Raw genomic sequence first — 15,810 nt, 5'->3', positions numbered from 1 at the left:
CTGAAGTCACTGTCACGCGGTCCGCGTACAGCATTCGCTGGCCGTCACCATCAGCTTATTAGGCCCTCGCTCAGTCAAGCAGCAGGGCAGGCTCTTCGAGAATCGCTGCGACGTCCGCCATGAACCGCGCCGACAGATCCCCATCCACCACGCGGTGGTCAAAGGAGCCACCCAGAGTAGTGATCCAGCGCGGGATGACCTCTCCGTCCAGCACCCATGGCTTCTGCTTGATGGTACCGAAGGCGACAATGGCTACCTCGCCCGGGTTGATGATGGGGGTGCCGGTATCAATTCCCAGCGCGCCAATGTTCGTCACAGTGAGCGTGCCGCCCTGCATCTGCGCGGGCTGCGTCTTGCCTGCACGTGCTGTGGTTGCCAGGTCATTGAGGGCCAGGGCCAGCTCCTTGAGGGAGAGATCCTGGGCATTCTTGATGTTGGGCACCATGAGGCCCCGCGGTGTAGCGGCGGCAATACCCAGGTTCATATAGTGCTTGACGTGGATTTCAGCTGTGTCGCTGCCGTCGGTGCTGTCCACCCAGGTGGCATTGACGCTGGGATTACGCGCCGCAGCCCAGATGACTGCCTTTGCGAGAATCAGGAGGGGGGAGACCCGGATGCCCTCAAAATCACGTGATACCTTGAGCCGCTTCACGAATTCCATGGTCCGGCTTGCATCAACATCCACAAAGATGCTGACGTGCGGGGCCGAGAACGCCGACTCCACCATCGCCTTGGCCGTCGCCTTGCGGACACCCTTGACCGGGATGCGCTCGATGCGCTGGTCCTGCGGCTTGCCGGACTTCCCCCAGAACGAATCGGCCTTATCCAATTCGGCGTCGCGCTGCGATTGGTAGCTCACCAGGTCCTCCCGGGTAACTTCCCCACGGGCGCCTGTAGGAACGACGTCGGAGAGGTCGATGCCAAGATCCCGGGCAATTTTGCGGACAGGGGGCTTCGCCAAGACTTTGTTCACCAGCCCGCTGATGGTGCCGCCCAGGGTCTGGCGGTCGGCGTCGGGGATGGCGTCAGCCGTGGCTGTTGCGTCCGGAGTTTCCATTCGCTGGACCTGAGGAGGCGCGACGGCGGCCGGCACGTCAGCGGGAGGAACAGGCGTTACGGATGCACCTGCCGGGATGCCCATGCCCGAGGCTTTCCGCGGCCGGCGTTTCACGGCGTCGGCCTTGGGACCGGATCCGACCAGCGGTCCGCCCGCCTCCGGACCCGTGCCGGGAGTATCCTCCGGCAGCTTGCCGTACAGCGGCAGGGCCGGCGTCGAAGCGGCGGGCGTCGAAGCGGCGGGTTCTGCACTCCGAAGGGCAGGCGCCGGTACGTCCGCGGGAGTTGGGTCCCCAGCGACGGCGTCGCTGACGCTGATGATGGGGGTGCCGACGTCGATGGTCACGCCTTCGGGGACCAGCAGTTCGGTGACGGTACCGGCAAAAGGCGACGGCAGTTCGACGAGCGACTTAGCGGTTTCAATCTCGCAAAGGACGTCGTTGATAGCCACGGTGTCGCCGGCCTTGACCTTCCAGGAGACGATTTCAGCCTCGGTCAGCCCTTCGCCCACGTCGGGAAGGTTGAACTTGTTCAGAGTCATGGGATCCTCGGTTTCGAAACGATCAAGGGCGGCGTTGGGACGTGCTGCAGACAGGCTGGATTCAGTAGGCCAGGGCGCGGTCCAGCGCCTCAAGAATCCTGTCGATGTCCGGCAGGTAGTCCTCTTCAACCTTGGCAACGGGATAAGGCATGTGGAAGCCTCCCACCCGGATCACCGGAGCCTCCAGCGACAGGAACGCCCGCTCACTGATACGTGCGGCAATCTCGCCGCCGATTCCACCAAAGGTGGGAGCCTCGTGGGCCACGATCAGCCGGCCGGTCTTTTTTACGGACTCCGTGACGGTATCGAAGTCGATGGGGGAAATGGAACGGAGGTCGATGACTTCGACACTGCGGCCGTCTTCCTCCGCCGCGTTTGCCGCCGCCAGGGCCACCGGAACGAGAGGCCCGTACGCAACGACGGTGGCGTCCTGGCCTTCCCGGATCACGTGGGCCTTGAAAGGATCATCGGCGAGGCCGGGGGCCTGGATGTCAACGTCACCCTTGAGCCAGTACCGGCGCTTGGGCTCGAAGACAATAACAGGGTCCTGGCACTCCACCGCCTGCTGGATCATCCAGTACGCGTCGTGGGCGTTGGACGGGGTGATGATGCGAAGGCCTGCGGTGTGCGCGAACAGTGCCTCGGGTGATTCCGAGTGGTGTTCCACCGAACCGATGCCGCCACCATACGGAATGCGGATCACCACAGGAACGGTGAGGTTACCGTGGCTGCGCGCATGCATTTTGGCCAGCTGGGTGGTGATCTGGTTGAACCCCGGGAACACGAAGCCGTCGAACTGGATCTCGCAGACCGGGCTATAGCCGCGCAGGGCCAGCCCGATTGCTGTACCGATAATGCCGGACTCAGCGAGGGGTGTGTCCACGACTCGGTCGGCGCCGAATTCCCCGATCAGCCCATCGGTGACGCGGTAGACGCCGCCGAGGGGTCCGATGTCCTCGCCCATGAGCAAGGACTTGGGGTTGTTGGCCAATACAGCCCGGAGGCCCTCATTGATCGCCTTCGCGATGGTCATGGTGGTCATCAGTGCGCCGCCCCTTCAGCTGCCTCTTCAAATCCTGCGCTGTACTGCTCGAACCAGGCGAGCTCCTCCGCCACCAGCGGGTGCGATTCCACGTAGGCGTTCGCGAAGGCGGCCCGGATGTCCGGGGTCTCAAGATCGTGGGTGGTGCGCCGCACATACGAGGCGAGTTCATCGCCGTCGGCCTTGACCTGCTCAAAGAAGGCATCATCTGCCAGGCCAGCGGTGCGCAGGTAGACTTCAAGCCTCGCGAGAGGATCCTTCGCCCGCCAGGCGTCTTCCTCACCGGAGAGCCTGTATTTGGTGGGATCATCAGCGGTGGTGTGCGCGCCCAACCGGTAGGTGAAGGCCTCAATCAAAACAGGCCCCTTGCCCGAACGTGCGTGCTCAAGCGCCCACTCCGTCACAGCATGTACGGCGATGACATCATTGCCGTCCACGCGAATACCGGGGAAGCCGTAGCCCTTGGCCCGGTTGGAGAGGGGAATGCGGGTCTGCACGGCGCTTGGGACCGAGATAGCCCAATGGTTGTTCTGGCAGAAGAACACCACGGGAGCGTTGTACGAGGAGGCAAAGACCATGGATTCATGCACGTCGCCCTCGGAGCTGGCACCGTCCCCGAAGTAGGCAACGACAGCGGCAGCCGGCTCCGTTCCCGCCGGGTCCGAGGCCGCAGCGAGCTTCTGGTCGCGCTGGATCCCCATCGCGTAGCCCACGGCATGAAGGGTCTGCGCGGCAAGAACCAGGGTGTACAGATGGAAATTGGTGTCCTTGGGATTCCATCCACCGTTGGAGACACCGCGGAACTGCCGTAGGAGTTCGGACAGGTCAACGTTCCTGGTCAGGGCCACGCCGTGCTCGCGATAGGTGGGGAAGATATAGTCCTGGGGCTGGCTGGCCCGGCCTGAGCCGATCTGGGCTGCCTCCTGCCCGGTCAGCGGGACCCAGAGCGCCAGCTGTCCCTGCCGCTGAAGGGCTGTGGCCTCCTGGTCGAACCGCCTGATCGCAGCCATGTCCGCATAAAAGCTGCGGAGTTTGCCGGCGTCGAGGTTGTTGGCGTACTCCGAGAAAACAGGATCGCTGCCCAAGGTTCCGTCCGGTCCCAGCAGCTGCACCATCTGGGCATCGGGTTCCCCCATGGCCGCCTCGGCTTCCGCCTCGAGCTGGTCGTCTACCTCGGTTCCGTCGAACTCGGTGGAGGGCAGATGTGTGGCGCCCATACCGTCTCCTTGCTTGCCGCATAAGAATGCGCTGCAATGTCGCTGGGATATATGCTTTTCAGGGAATACATTCCTGTCGGAGCATATATTGTGGCTTACTGATCCTTACTTTATCCGCAGTAAGGTAGCGGGAGGCGCCTCGTTAAGCGCTAGGAACGCTGTGGGGCTTTTGTATAGTTCGCACAGAGTTCCAAGAACCGGGTGTTCGCCTCTGTTTCTCCAATGGTGACGCGAATACCCTCGTCCCCGAAGGCCCTGACGGAAAGTCCTGCTTCTTCTGCCTTACGGGAGAAATCCGAGCTGTTTTCGCCCAGGTTGAGCCAGACAAAATTTCCCTGGGCCTCAGGAACGAACCAGCCCAGTTCCTTGAGGCCCTCAGTTACCCGGTCACGTTCGTCCACCAGCCCTTGTACCCTTTCTACAACCTGGCTGAAGTTCTGCAGGGAGGTCACAGCTGCAGTTTCCGCTATCTGCGAGACGGCGAAGGGTGTGGCGGCAACCCGGAGGTGCTGCGTGAGATGTGGCTGGGAGATGCTGTAGCCCACCCGAAGGCCTGCCAACCCATGGGCTTTCGAGAAGGTCCGAAGCACCACTACATTGGGGTACTTCCGGTACAGGTCGATGCCCTCGACCGCATGACGGTCGCGTACGAATTCCTGATAGGCCTCGTCGATTACCACAATCACGTCGGACGGGACGGTGTTGATGAAGCGCTCCGTCTCCTCGGCGCCCAGGCTTGGTCCGGTGGGGTTGTTGGGCGTGCAAAGAAGAATAACTTTGGTTCGCGCCGAAACTGCCGCGGCCATCGCCTCCAGGTCATGGCGCCCTTCAGGGGTCAGGGGGATCCTGATGCCCTCGGCGCCTGCGAGTCCTACACAAATGGGATATGCCTCAAATGAGCGCCATGCGTAGATCACCTCGTCTGCTTTGCCGTCGTCGTTCTGGCCGGCGAATGCAGCAAGAAGCTGGTTCAGGGCACCAAGGCTTCCCGTGCCTGTGACAATGTCGTCCGCCGGAACAGACAAAAACCCCGCCAGGGCCGTCCGCAGCCTGGTACTCAACGGATCAGGGTAGCGATTGAAATCTGTCTGCGCCGCGATGGCTTCCACGACGGCGGGGATTGGCGGCAGCGGATTCTCGTTCGAAGACAGCTTGTAACTCGTGATGCCCTCGACGGCGAGGGGCGGCTTTCCGGCGGCGTAGCGCGGGAGCCTGTCTACCACTGGCCGCGGCCTGATACCAGCGGCAGTCTTTTCTGGTGTCGTCATGTGAACTAGCCTACTTCCACGTATCTGCCGCCTGCCCGCGTGTGAAAACATGGGGGATGGGTTCTTTCATTGTGCGGGTTGTAATCAACGGGCTGGCTTTGTGGATTGCGAGCTGGATCCTTCCGGGGCTGGAGATTTCCACGTCAGCCGCTTCTGAGGCCGTTGCCAGGACAGGCGTCACCGAAGGAACCGACACCATCGGGCTCATCCTCGCTTATTTGTTCATTGGATTGATCTTTGGACTGGTCAACGCTTTTGTGCGTCCCCTGGTCAGCCTGCTCTCCTTGCCAATCACTATTCTCACGCTTGGGCTGTTCACCATCATCATCAACGCAGCCATGCTCTACCTGACTTCCTGGCTCAGCAGCTTTACCCCTGTGGACTTCACCATCGACAGCTTTTTCTGGACAGCTATCCTGGCCGCCATCATTATCACCATCATTTCCCTGGTTGCCAGCCGGATTCCGGGAGCACGCCGCGGCTAACGGCCTTCCGGGACAGCCAGCCGCCGCCAGACACGGCTACCGGCCGCCATACGGAAAGCCCGGATGCCGTTCTTTCCGGGCATCCGAAACGCGACCGGCCTCCCTCGGGACCTGAGGTTCGCGGACCATGCGGAAGCGGGTAGCCGTGGCGGCACCACCGGTACCGACCACCCCGGCCAGAGCGGCGGTCGAGGCTATCAGCGAGGGGTCATCGCTGGCTGAAACCGCCCTGGCCCCTTCTTCATAGTTGGTAAGTCTGTGCCCTGGTCCCAGCCCGGCTTCCTCCCCTGAGGGGGTCAGCACAGGACTGCTCAGCGTCACCGTGACCCGGTCGCTGGTATCCGGGCTGGGAACGCCGTCGCTCCCTGGTACCCAGTCCTGCCGGTGCTCCAGTTGCAGGCTGCTGATTCCAGGCTGCGGAGTTATTCCGCCGACCGGGGAGCCGGCAGTCAGCACATACTTCAGGTCGTACTCCGCAAGAAATGCCTGATCGTTGCTGAGGTTCATGGCATGGACGCCTCCCTGGCTGTAGCCCACGGCCACCACCTGGTCCTGCGCTGCTGCTCCGGCCTGCTGGAGGGCAGCACGGATTGCCGCGCTGGTGAATTGGGAGTCGTAGCCAAGCCCTTCAGCGATACCGGCTTCATCAAAGGGATTGTCGCCGCCCCTGCGGTCACCTGGCTGAGTGCCCGGAATGATCACGATGAAAGCCTTTTGTCCCTCGTGGACGGTTTGGATGATTTCGATGCGACCGTGTCCTTGGGCATCGACGCTCCTGGCCCTGGCCAGCAGGCCTGCGGGCGAAGCATCCAGATCAGTATCGGACGTGGCTTCCTCCACTGCTTTGACGGGACGGGGCTTGAGGTCCAGGTTCCCCCCTTCTGCCAGGATCCGGATAATGGACGGGACACCAAATCCCCTGGAACCAGCACCAAGAGCCTTCGCTGCCGCTAAAGCCAGATCCGGCCGCACTCCGAGGAGGAGGCCCAGGCTCAGAGGCAAATTTCGGGCGAGGGCTTCTGTTGTTTCCCGGTTCATGAATCCGGTGAGTCGGCTATCTGTGATCTGGGCAGAGAACAGTTCAAAGGACCCCGTTCCCATGCGGAGATTCTGGCCACTCTGGCTCTCGGCTGCCTCATACTCACGCTGACAGGCACGCACCTGGTTGCCGATGTCCTGCAGTTCCTGCCGAACCGCCCCGACCGCTCGGCGACCCTCCCCCACGGCATCGAGGGCCGCCACTCCGCTGGACCTAGGCTCGTCCGCGTAATTGCACAGCTCCTGCCAGACGCTGTGCGTGGCGGCCTCAACTGCCGTGAGGATGCCGACGAGGACGTCCAGCGCCGCCGCGCCCGCCGCAAGCTCGGAAAGCTGGAAGCTGATGCCACCAACTCCGCCCCTGATGGATAGATCCCCATCAGGCGGAGGCAACTGAGGGCGGACTGGCCCACCTGCACCTCCTGGCGAAATCTCAGCCATCAGTAACCGCCTGCCGCAGTCCGCGTGGAGGACTCCGCCACATTCTGGGCGTGGTACCGCACCGCGGCGGCCGCCTGATTCAGCTTCTCCATCGCCCGACGCAAGGCGGCAGCCTGGAGCCCTACACTCAGGCGGTAGGCCCTGCCGGCCGGCGACTCCCAGCTTGTGAGCTCCAGTTGGGAAAGCCGGCGATGTACAGTTTCGACTTCAGTTATCCCCGCCTCTACCCGTCCAGCCAACAGCTGGACCTCATAGCTCCGGGAAGCGCACTGATTAAGATCCACCGGCGTGATGGCGCTGCTCATTGTTTTGGACCCCCCAAAAAAGTGGATATGTGGCAGCGGAATCCCGGGCTCATCGGCGTCCAGGGAAGTTCACGGCTGTCACTGAACTTTGACTGTAAAGAACCTCCTTTCCGGCGTGAACAGACCATGGCGGCTATGTGGATAAGCGGGCATTACCATCCATGCTGCTGCTGGCGGGAAGTCACATGCTCGCCCGGCTTAGGCAGAGTCGAAGTTCATGAAAGAATTGCCGCATGCCTCAAACTGCCGCCACAGCTGACACCCGTACGCCCTCCGGACGCATTGCGCTTGCCGCTTCCCCGGTCCAGATCGCGCTCGGCCCGCTGGACGGCCGCTACCAGTCCGCCGTCGCGCCGCTCGTTGACTACCTGTCAGAAGCAGCCCTGAACCGGGACCGCGTCGCTGTGGAGGTCGAGTGGCTGATTCACCTCACAGGCAACAACGTTCTCCCCGGAGCCGGACCCCTCACGAAGGAGCAGCAGGAGCGGCTCCGCGCCATCGTCACTGAATTCGATGCCGCCGGCGTTCAGGAACTGGCGGAGATCGAGGCAGTAACTGTCCACGACGTCAAGGCTGTGGAGTATTACATCGGCCGCAGGCTGCAGGAAATCGGCATCGAAAACCTCACCGCTCTGGTGCACTTCGGCTGCACATCCGAGGACATCAACAACCTCTCCTACGCGCTGGGCGTGAAGGGTGCTGTGGAGGACGTGTGGCTGCCGGCTGCACGGTCCCTGGTGGCGCAGATCGAGAGGATGGCGGAAGACAACCGTGCCATCCCCATGCTCTCACGCACGCACGGCCAGCCCGCCACACCCACCACGCTGGGCAAGGAGCTGGCCGTCGTTGCGCACCGCCTGAACCGCCAGCTGGAGCGGATCGCAAAGACCGAATATCTCGGAAAAATCAACGGTGCCACGGGAACCTACGCCGCCCACGTCGCATCGGTGCCCGGCGCTGACTGGCAGCAGGTCTCCAAGTCCTTCGTTGAAGGACTCGGCCTCACCTGGAACCCGCTGACGACGCAGATCGAAAGCCACGACTGGCAGGCAGAGCTGTACGCCGACGTCGCCCGCTTCAACCGGATCCTGCACAACGTCTGCACGGACATCTGGAGCTACATTTCCATCGGCTATTTCGCGCAGGTTCCGGTAGAGGGAGCCACGGGTTCCTCCACCATGCCTCACAAGGTCAACCCCATCCGTTTCGAGAACGCCGAGGCAAACCTGGAGATCTCCTCCGGGCTGCTGGACGTACTGGGCTCCACGTTGGTGACCTCCCGCTGGCAGCGTGACCTGACGGACTCCTCTTCCCAGCGCAATATCGGCGTTGCATTCGGACATTCGCTCCTCGCCATCTCCAATGTGGCCAAGGGGCTGGAGCGCCTTGATGTGGCTGAGGACGTCCTCGCCAGGGACCTGGACACCAACTGGGAAGTCCTGGGTGAAGCCATCCAGATGGTGATGCGCGCAGAGGCAATCGCAGGCGTCGAAGGCATGGAGAACCCGTACGAACGACTCAAGGACCTCACGCGGGGCCAGCGCGTGGACGCAGCCCGCATGCGGGAGTTCGTCCAGAGCCTGGGCCTCTCTCCAGAGGCGGAATCCCGGCTGCTGGCACTGACCCCGGCCAAGTACACGGGGATCGCTGATCAGCTGGTCGATCATCTGAAATGAGGCTCCTGCTCATTCGCCACGGCCAGACGCCCGGGAACGTTCTCGGGCAGCTGGATACTGCGCACCCAGGCCCTGGCCTGACCGAGCTCGGTCAGCGGCAGGCGGCGGCGCTGGCCAGGGCCTTGGCGAATGAGCAGATCGACGCCCTTTATGCCTCCAGGCTGTTCCGGACCCAGGTTACCGCCACCCCGTTGGCCCGGGCCCGCGGCCTGGAGATCCAGGTGATGGACGGGTTGCACGAGATTGAGGCCGGCGCACTGGAGAAACTGACGGACCACGAATCGCACATGCGCTACATGCGTACGGCATTCGCCTGGACCTCCGGCGATCTGGACCGCCGAATGCCTGATGGCCCGAACGGCCACGATTTTTTCGGCCGTTACGACGCCGCCATCGCCACCATTGCGGCGGCGGCAGCGCCAGTTGGAACAGACGGCTCCGGATCGGTTGCAGTGGTCAGCCACGGCGCTGCCATCCGCGTCTGGGCTGCCGCCCGCACCCACAACATCGACATCGACTTCGCCGCAAGGCACATCCTGGCGAACACGGGCATCGTTGCCTTGGAGGGAGACCCCGACGGCGGCTGGAACCTCCTCCACTGGGACGGCAGCCCGGTGGGCGGGCTGGCTTTGGCAGACCCGACGGCGGAAGACCCCACGGGCGACTCCTACTGATTTTGAACCGGATTAAGCCAAACTGAAAAGTTCTCCCGGCCCTTACCGCCGCGAAACACTGCGGTAACCGCTGGTTTCTAGTCTTGAGTTGCATACCCCTTCGGCGAATGCGATCTCGAATCGAGGCAGTCATGCAGACCAACCCGCGTCTCAACATCCGTCAGGTCACCTGGGCGAACCCCGTTGGTGCCGATCTTCGAGCAGCCCAGCAGGCGGAACTGGATGCCCGCTTCGGAACGGCCGATCACGAGCCTGGCCCGCCGCCGTCGGAAGCTGATACTGCCGTGTTCCTGGTGGCCTACGAGAAGAGCTCCGGACAGCCAGTAGGCTGCGGCGGATTGCGGATGCTGGATGACCGTACTGTCGAGATCAAACGTCTTTATGTCATTCCGTACATGCGCGGCTCCGGAGTCGCCAGCTCCATCCTGGCGGCGCTGGAAGGGCATGCCCACCAGCAGGGTTTCACCACGGTGACTGCCGAGGCGGGATCGGCGCAGCCCGATGGGCGGCATTTCTACGAGCACAGCGGATTTGCGGAAGTGCCGAGCTTCGGCCCCTACATCGGCCAGGAGCATTCGCACTGCTATGCAAAGACAATCGATTCGCACACCGCAGCCCACACGGCCATGGCCTAACACCCTTAGTTCGACGGCGGTGGAAATTTCCGCCGTCGACCGCTGGCTGCCTGCAGTACCAGATCGCGGACGGGCTGCAGGCGTCCCGCCAGCGCGAGGCGCATCATGGCGGCCGAGCCAAGACGCAAGGCCTGGGTACGCAGGAGTCTCTGACGGTCATAGGCCCGGAGGGCGGTGTCAACTGGCCGGGAGTTGAGGAGGTCGGCCAGGGTCACGGCGTCGATCACCGCCTCGCAGGCTCCCCGCCCCAGATTGGGCGTCATGGCATGGGCTGCATCTCCCACCAGCGCCACCCGGCTCCGGACGTACCCGGCCAGCGGGGGCGTGGTCCAGATCCGCTGCGCCAGGGTCGCCTCGGTTTCGGCGGTTGTGAGAACCTCGCGAATGGCCGCTGCATGCCCGTCAAACCGCAAGCGGGCCAACTCAAGGGCCCTCCCGACGTCTATCTCGCCCGGTGCCAGTTCAGGCCGGAAGCCGGAGTGGAAGGAGGCGTACCAGTTGGTGCCTCCGGCGGCGGGACCAATGCCGAACAGGTCCCCTCGCCCCCAGTACTCCCCCGAGCAATCCTCCCAGAGCCTCCCCGGAACAACACCGCGGACTGCCACATAGGGAGTCAGGCGGGGTCGCGTGGACTCGCCCCATACGCTGCAGCGAACAACGCTGCCTACTCCATCTGCTCCAACCAATACTTCTGATCCCTTTGGGCTGTGGTTCTTTGGGCTGACGCCCTCAAAGCGTCCGGTTTCACGGCGGACGGAATCCGGTAGAGCCGACTCGAGCAGCCGGATGAGTTCCGGCCGGGACACAGCGATGGTCCCGCCGGCGGGGACCACCAGCCATGGGTCACCCCCAGCGCTGCGGAGGGACCCGACAGCCAAGGCCGGGCTGGAATCCCTGACAGCATCGAGAACCCCCACCGCAGCAAGTGCCTCCTGCGCCTTCGGCCACATCAGCAGGGATGTGCCTACGGTGGGCAGCTGCGTCCGCTGCTCGTGAAGCGTTACCTGGAAGCGCCGGGGATCCAGGCGCGCTGCAAGGGCCAGGCCGGCTATTCCGCCACCAACGATTGTGATCTCCTGCACGGGCTGAGTGTACGCGCTCGACGGCGGCCCGGTGGCCCCGTCACCGGGTAGCCGTGTGGCCATGTTGCCGGGCGGCCGTGTGCCTCGGGCGGCCCTCCCCCGCATAACCGTTGCTGGCCAGGGCCGTCTATGCGGGCCAGGGCCGTCCGTACACAGACGGGGGCGGGCACGCCGACGGGCTGGCCGTACGCCGCAGGAACTTCCGCCGTCGCCAGCAACGTCCGAGAGCCCCCTTCCAGCCACCGTTTCCAGCGCTGCTCCCTAGCCAGACCGCCCGTCCGCGCGGGAGGAAGGGAAAACGCCGACGGCGGTGCCTCCCTACGCTGCTCCCGGCCAGCCGGTGTAAGCCTCAGCCAGGTACGCCTGGCCGTGGCGGGAGGAAACCACCGAGGTAAGCTCCCCCAGTTGGCGGGCGCGTGAAAAGTCGTCAGCGTCCGCCGGGGTATGGAGGATCGAAGTCATCCAGTACGAGAATTGCTGGGCTTTCCACACACGGTCCAGGGCGCGGCTGCTGTACGAGTCCAACAGCTCTGTGGAGCCACGGGAGTAATAGCTGTCCAGCCCCTCGAACAACATCTTCACGTCGTGGATCGCCAGGTTGAGGCCCTTCGCCCCGGTTGGGGGAACGGTGTGGGCGGCATCCCCGGCCAGGAAGAGGTTGCCATGGCGTATGGGCGTGTGCACGAAACTGCGGAATTTCAGCACCATTTTGTCGATGACCGGACCCTCCTTGAGCGTGAACCCGTTGCCATTCACCCGGCTGCGGAAGGTCTCCCAGATGCGGTCATCGTTCCACTCGGCCACATTTTCGTCTGGGTCGTACTGAAAGTACATGCGCTGAACGGTGGGAGTGCGCTGGCTGATCAGGGCGAACCCTACCCCGCCTCAGGAGAGTCAGAGGGATCTGTTGAGGCTCCGGCGCAACAGCCAGGAACCCAGCAGCAACAGCGCAACCGCCATGGCCGCAAGCACTCCGAGTTGAGGCAGGATGTCCCCTAATCCGCCTTCATGCCGCTGGATCTCAGCAAACGCGTCGTACGCATACCGGTGTGGAGTGATGTAGGAGACCGTCCTGAGGGTTTCGGGGAACAGTTCAGGAGGCACCATACAGCCGCCCAACCCGGCCAGAACCAAGCCCGCTCCGACCCCCACTCCGGAAGCAGCGCCGTCGTTGTCCATCACGGATCCGATCACCATGGCAGCCGCCGCTGAAACAGTGCAGAACAACGCCAAAACCAGCACTGACAGTGAAATGCTGCCCCACTGGACACCGAAGAGCAGTGCAGTGCCCAGCATGATGTAGCCGCCCTGCACCAGCGCAATAGCGAACCTGCCCAGAGCCTGCCCGGCTATGGCTTGCCCGCTTGAAACAGGTGCTGCCAACATCCGCGGGATCACGCCAAGTCTCCTTGCCTGGATCAGGGTGGTGGCGCCTGTCAGTGAACTCAAGAACACAAAAAGCAGCAGCTGCTGGGCTGCTCCAAGGTCGAACTGGCCCAGGCCCCGGAACTCCTGAGCGATTTCACTGGTATCCACCACCTCCACTTTCGGGGCCGAGAGCCTCTGCGAGGCGGCAGCCAGCGCATCACCCGCCTGCGCAGCCGGCAGGCCTGCCTGGGTCAGGGCTGCGAGCTGGCCGCGCTCCACGTTGACCGATTGAATGGCCGTACGCACCTGTTGCAATACTGCCTGCGCGCCGGACTGCGACCCCATCACCACCTCAACCTCAGCGGGCCGCCCGACTACGGACCCGCGGGCATCAAACTCTGCAGCGGCCGCCTCTGAGATGAACAGCCCGACGTCGGTGCTGCCGCGGCTCAGCTCCTGCCGCACGGCATCCGCGCCCGCGAAGGTGACGTCGACGTCGGCTGCTTCGAGTTTCGTCTTGATGGCTTCCGCCAGCGAGGTTCCGGAACCCGAAATGGCTACGCGAGACTGCCCCGCACCCGCTCCGAACTGTGAGCCGATCAGCAGGATCAGCATGAGCGGAAAGATGAACACAAAGAAGATGTTTGACCTGTCCCGCAGGAACCGTTTCAGCTCCACACCCGCGAGCGCCAGCACTGCCGTCATGCCCGCGCCCCCCGGTCCGGAATGATCCTGGCTATGACCAGACAGATCCCGGCGAACACCAGCATCACAGCGATGGGAGTACTAACCTCTGCCAAACCGCCCCCGCCGGCGGAAATCCCCAGACCGCGGATGAACGCGCCAACCGGGTTGATGTCCAAAAGCGTCTGGGCAAAGCCGGAGCCTTGGATGGGAAAGAATGCCCCGCCTGCTATACCCAGCACCATGGCCAGGATGGACTGCGCCACATTCGCCTGTTCGGCAGTCCTGACCATGCGGGCCACGATGAAGGTGAGGCTTGTTGCCGCGGCCACCACGCTGAGAATCAGCGCACCAACCACCAGAGGGGATCCGAAATCCACTCCGAACAGCAGCGATCCGGTCACCAGCAACACTCCGGTGGCCGCCACGCCGAGGATAAACCCGACGGCGGCCTTGGACGCCACGATGGTTCCGTGGCCGAGGGGCATGGACTTCAGACGCGCCAGGGTGCCTTGCTCGCGCTCCGCCAGCAGTCCCAGGACTCCGAAACCGACGGTAAACATCAGGAAGAGGCCGGCCTGGCCGGCAACCAGTGTTCCCTGGAAAGAAAGCTGCTCGTCCGAGGCCCGCCCTTCCTTAAGGGTCAGAGCAGGGGCTCCCGCCGCCGCCTGGTTCCCGATTGCGGGAATTGCTTCAGGGGGAAGTCCGGCAGAACCCGCCGCGGCCGCTGCTACGGAAGCGGCATGCAACTGGTCCACAACTCCAACCACCACGGAGATGAGGACGTCCGTTTCCAGCCCGGCGCCGTCGCCCTGAACCACCTGCACCGTGGGTGATGACCCCGATCCGAGCGAGCCGCCGAAGTCATCAGGGATGATGATTGCCACGTCGGCTGCCCCTGACCGGGCGGCCGCACGGGCGTCGTCGGCCGACATCCTATTGAGAGTAACGTCCACTACCTCCTGGGACTCAACGGTGTCCAAAACGGTTTTAGCCAACTGGTCATCTTTGACGGCGCTTGCGGCAACCGTCACAGGCTCCAGCCCGGGGTCGTCGCTGCCGAAACCGCCAGTGACGAGGCTCAGCACACCCATCAAGGCGAGCGGAACAACGAGTGAAAAAACGAAGACTGACCTATCGCGGACGCGTTGCCTCAGGTCTTTGAGAATCATGATCCACAGCTGGCGCATATCAGTCCCGGAGCGCCTTTCCGGTGAGATGGAGAAACACGGATTCCAGGTCCGGACGGGTGATTTCCACAGACGTCACCGACATCCCGGCGTTACCTGCACCAGTGACGATTCCAGCCAGGACGCTCGGGCCATCCTGCACGGTCAGCGAGAGGGCTGAGCCGTCGCCGTCCACGTGCTGCACTCCCGGAACGAGCCGCAAGGCAGCGGCGGCGGCCGCGGAATTTCCGCTGCCATGAAGGTTGATGCGGTCCACTCCGCCGGTCAGCTTGATCAGCTGGTCACGCGTCCCCTCTGCCTGGACGCTGCCCTCGTCAATGATGGCTATCCGGTCGCAGAGCCGCTCGGCTTCCTCCATGTAGTGCGTCGTGTACAGGACAGCCATTCCCTCTGAAGACAACGCCTCCACCGCTTCCAGTATGGAATTGCGGGATTGGGGGTCGACGCCGACAGTCGGCTCATCGAGGATCAGCAGCGTGGGGCGGTGCAGTAGGCCGATGCCGATGTTGAGCCGGCGCTTCATCCCGCCAGAGTAGTTCTTGGTGAGGTCGCCGGCCCGATCGGCCAGGCCGATGAGTTCCAGCACCTCCTGCGTACGCCTGGAGAGGTCCCTGCCGTTCAAACCCTGGAGCCGGCCGAAGAAGTTCAGGTTCTCCTTCCCGGTCAGGTCGGGATAGATCGCCAGCTCCTGGGGGACCAGGCCGAGATGCCGCTTGGCAGAAGTTTCGGTTGGGCCCATCCCCTTTCCGGCGACCGTGACGGTACCGGCGTCGGCCGCAATCAGGCCGGCAACCATGGAGATGGTGGTTGTTTTACCTGCACCGTTCGGGCCCAGGAGGCCGAAGGTTTCGCCCGGAGCGATGGTGAAGGAGACACCGTCGACGGCGGCCAGGTCCCCATAGCGCTTGGCCAACCCTTGGACGGTGAGGACCTCGGTCGTTTGCGGTTCAGTTTGTCCTGCATCAGTTGGTCCTGCGACGCCCACTCCGGCGGCCCCCTTTAATCGACGTTCCCAGCATCCAGTATCTGGCAGGAAACCCCCAGTCTGAGCCCTTAGGCTGATGGTGGCAACGAATTTCCGGTAAGACCCACTTTGCGAGGACCCAGA

General features: G+C 63.4%; 14 protein-coding genes and 1 pseudogene. 4 read left to right on the top strand and 11 right to left on the bottom strand.

Annotated elements, in window-relative coordinates; all coding sequences use genetic code 11:
- Nucleotides 1-70 precede the first annotated feature (70 nt).
- The 4 genes from M1E05_RS01655 to hisC all read right to left on the bottom strand — a co-directional run bounded on the left by M1E05_RS01655 (nt 71) and on the right by hisC (nt 5,124).
- On the bottom strand, nt 71-1,597 hold the full coding sequence (locus M1E05_RS01655; RefSeq protein WP_458114589.1) for a dihydrolipoamide acetyltransferase family protein: 1,527 nt from the start codon (nt 1,595-1,597) through the stop codon (nt 71-73).
- A 61-nt stretch (nt 1,598-1,658) separates the two neighbouring features.
- Entirely contained in the window at nt 1,659-2,639 is a 981-nt protein-coding gene (locus M1E05_RS01650; protein WP_458112483.1) for an alpha-ketoacid dehydrogenase subunit beta, read from the bottom strand.
- Nucleotides 2,639-3,856, bottom strand: coding sequence for a pyruvate dehydrogenase (acetyl-transferring) E1 component subunit alpha (pdhA, locus tag M1E05_RS01645; RefSeq protein ID WP_458112484.1), 1,218 nt, complete (start codon nt 3,854-3,856; stop codon nt 2,639-2,641). Before pdhA ends, M1E05_RS01650 begins: the two co-directional genes overlap by 1 nt.
- Before the next feature lie 149 nt (nt 3,857-4,005).
- Nucleotides 4,006-5,124, bottom strand: a complete 1,119-nt coding sequence (gene hisC, locus M1E05_RS01640) for a histidinol-phosphate transaminase (protein WP_461164248.1) — start codon at nt 5,122-5,124, stop codon at nt 4,006-4,008.
- 56 nt (nt 5,125-5,180) lie between these two features.
- On the opposite strand from hisC, the gene M1E05_RS01635 reads away from it, so the two are divergent.
- Complete coding sequence (locus M1E05_RS01635; protein WP_458112486.1) at nt 5,181-5,609, top strand: phage holin family protein; 429 nt, start codon at nt 5,181-5,183, stop codon at nt 5,607-5,609.
- A gap of 36 nt (nt 5,610-5,645) precedes the next feature.
- On the opposite strand, the gene M1E05_RS01630 is transcribed toward M1E05_RS01635, so the two are convergent.
- The gene (locus tag M1E05_RS01630; protein WP_461164247.1) at nt 5,646-7,088 is read right to left on the bottom strand and encodes a hypothetical protein; all 1,443 of its coding nucleotides are present in this window, start codon (nt 7,086-7,088) and stop codon (nt 5,646-5,648) included.
- Nucleotides 7,088-7,393 (bottom strand): hypothetical protein, encoded by a 306-nt coding sequence (locus tag M1E05_RS01625; RefSeq protein ID WP_461164246.1) that lies wholly within the window; start codon nt 7,391-7,393, stop codon nt 7,088-7,090. The genes M1E05_RS01630 and M1E05_RS01625 overlap by 1 nt, the downstream gene beginning before the upstream one ends.
- A gap of 233 nt (nt 7,394-7,626) precedes the next feature.
- On the opposite strand from M1E05_RS01625, the gene purB reads away from it, so the two are divergent.
- From purB to M1E05_RS01610, 3 genes are all read left to right on the top strand, one after another.
- Entirely contained in the window at nt 7,627-9,069 is a 1,443-nt protein-coding gene (gene purB / locus M1E05_RS01620; protein ID WP_461164245.1) for an adenylosuccinate lyase, read from the top strand.
- Nucleotides 9,066-9,743: a histidine phosphatase family protein gene (locus tag M1E05_RS01615; protein ID WP_461164244.1), complete on the top strand. Its 678-nt coding sequence runs from the start codon at nt 9,066-9,068 to the stop codon at nt 9,741-9,743. Before purB ends, M1E05_RS01615 begins: the two co-directional genes overlap by 4 nt.
- A 131-nt stretch (nt 9,744-9,874) precedes the next feature.
- Nucleotides 9,875-10,378: a GNAT family N-acetyltransferase gene (locus M1E05_RS01610; RefSeq protein WP_309106371.1), complete on the top strand. Its 504-nt coding sequence runs from the start codon at nt 9,875-9,877 to the stop codon at nt 10,376-10,378.
- A 5-nt stretch (nt 10,379-10,383) separates the two neighbouring features.
- Here M1E05_RS01610 and M1E05_RS01605 read toward each other — a convergent pair whose 3' ends face one another.
- The 5 genes and pseudogenes from M1E05_RS01605 to M1E05_RS01585 all read right to left on the bottom strand — a co-directional run bounded on the left by M1E05_RS01605 (nt 10,384) and on the right by M1E05_RS01585 (nt 15,687).
- Entirely contained in the window at nt 10,384-11,460 is a 1,077-nt protein-coding gene (locus tag M1E05_RS01605) for an FAD-dependent monooxygenase (RefSeq protein WP_461164243.1), read from the bottom strand.
- Nucleotides 11,461-11,778: 318 nt separating this feature from the next.
- Nucleotides 11,779-12,336: pseudogene (locus M1E05_RS01600) on the bottom strand (FAD-dependent monooxygenase); the annotation flags it as partial.
- Between the two features lie 18 nt (nt 12,337-12,354).
- Nucleotides 12,355-13,533, bottom strand: a complete 1,179-nt coding sequence (locus tag M1E05_RS01595; protein WP_461164242.1) for an ABC transporter permease — start codon at nt 13,531-13,533, stop codon at nt 12,355-12,357.
- Nucleotides 13,530-14,684, bottom strand: a complete 1,155-nt coding sequence (locus M1E05_RS01590) for an ABC transporter permease (protein WP_461164241.1) — start codon at nt 14,682-14,684, stop codon at nt 13,530-13,532. Before M1E05_RS01590 ends, M1E05_RS01595 begins: the two co-directional genes overlap by 4 nt.
- Before the next feature lie 19 nt (nt 14,685-14,703).
- A complete protein-coding gene (locus M1E05_RS01585; protein WP_461164240.1) occupies nt 14,704-15,687 on the bottom strand; it encodes an ABC transporter ATP-binding protein in 984 nt (327 codons plus the stop codon).
- Nucleotides 15,688-15,810: the final 123 nt, after the last annotated feature.

It is taken from the genome of Arthrobacter sp. R4-81, assembly GCF_054792365.1.
This window is presented reverse-complemented; position numbering and strand designations above follow the sequence as displayed.

What these genes read in the sequence shown, in the direction of transcription:
- M1E05_RS01655 (WP_458114589.1), bottom strand. Translation starts at nt 1,597, where the DNA reads ATGACTCTGAACAAGTTCAACCTTCCCGACGTGGGCGAAGGGCTGACC.
- M1E05_RS01650 (WP_458112483.1), bottom strand. Translation starts at nt 2,639, where the DNA reads ATGACCACCATGACCATCGCGAAGGCGATCAATGAGGGCCTCCGGGCT.
- pdhA (WP_458112484.1), bottom strand. Translation starts at nt 3,856, where the DNA reads ATGGGCGCCACACATCTGCCCTCCACCGAGTTCGACGGAACCGAGGTA.
- hisC (WP_461164248.1), bottom strand. Translation starts at nt 5,124, where the DNA reads ATGACGACACCAGAAAAGACTGCCGCTGGTATCAGGCCGCGGCCAGTG.
- M1E05_RS01635 (WP_458112486.1), top strand. Translation starts at nt 5,181, where the DNA reads ATGGGTTCTTTCATTGTGCGGGTTGTAATCAACGGGCTGGCTTTGTGG.
- M1E05_RS01630 (WP_461164247.1), bottom strand. Translation starts at nt 7,088, where the DNA reads ATGGCTGAGATTTCGCCAGGAGGTGCAGGTGGGCCAGTCCGCCCTCAG.
- M1E05_RS01625 (WP_461164246.1), bottom strand. Translation starts at nt 7,393, where the DNA reads ATGAGCAGCGCCATCACGCCGGTGGATCTTAATCAGTGCGCTTCCCGG.
- purB (WP_461164245.1), top strand. Translation starts at nt 7,627, where the DNA reads ATGCCTCAAACTGCCGCCACAGCTGACACCCGTACGCCCTCCGGACGC.
- M1E05_RS01615 (WP_461164244.1), top strand. Translation starts at nt 9,066, where the DNA reads ATGAGGCTCCTGCTCATTCGCCACGGCCAGACGCCCGGGAACGTTCTC.
- M1E05_RS01610 (WP_309106371.1), top strand. Translation starts at nt 9,875, where the DNA reads ATGCAGACCAACCCGCGTCTCAACATCCGTCAGGTCACCTGGGCGAAC.
- M1E05_RS01595 (WP_461164242.1), bottom strand. Translation starts at nt 13,533, where the DNA reads ATGACGGCAGTGCTGGCGCTCGCGGGTGTGGAGCTGAAACGGTTCCTG.
- M1E05_RS01590 (WP_461164241.1), bottom strand. Translation starts at nt 14,684, where the DNA reads ATGATTCTCAAAGACCTGAGGCAACGCGTCCGCGATAGGTCAGTCTTC.